The organism is Mesorhizobium sp. M00.F.Ca.ET.216.01.1.1, from assembly GCF_004010325.2.
Classification (GTDB): Bacteria; Pseudomonadota; Alphaproteobacteria; order Rhizobiales; family Rhizobiaceae; genus Mesorhizobium.
The window spans coordinates 1-524 of record NZ_SADR02000103.1 but is presented as its reverse complement, the minus strand read 5'-3'; the positions used below and the strand labels follow the sequence as shown (position 1 = coordinate 524).

The following is a 524-nucleotide window of genomic DNA, read 5'->3' as shown; positions in this document are numbered from 1 at the left end:
TGGGCAGCCTCGTCCATCGCAGCGATGACCTCGCCGTCGGAAAGTTGGGGGAAACTTTGATAGTGGTAACCCAGCGCGCGGAACCGTCCCGGCTGGCTAAGGCAAACCACACGGTCGGCTTCCCGAGCCAACTCCGCTACGGTTTCCGGCGGCGAAACAGGAACCGCAACGATGATTTCCCGTGGCGACCGCCGCCTCAGAGCGCGGATCGCGACTTTCATCGTCGTACCGGTCGCGGCCCCGTCATCCACAATGATCGCGGTCGCTCCGGCGATCGACAACGGCTCGCGGTTGCCGCGATAGGCACTGCGCCGGCGTTCGAGTTCCGGGCGCTCGCCATCGATCAATGAGGCAAGATCAGCATCGTCGAGCGAATAGGCCTCAACGATCTCCCGGTTGAGCACCACATCGGGGGGATCGCCGTCCACGATCGCGGCAACGGCCAGTTCTGGATTGCCCGGAGCGCCGACCTTGCGGACGATGAGCAGGTCGAGAGGCGCCCCAAGGGCCTTGGCCACCTCCAC

At 64.9% G+C, this 524-nt stretch carries 1 protein-coding gene; it reads right to left on the bottom strand.

Annotated elements, in window-relative coordinates:
* Window positions 1-524 (bottom strand): phosphoribosyltransferase family protein (locus tag EN859_RS35230; protein ID WP_127857187.1); only part of this gene is annotated, 524 nt, incomplete at both ends.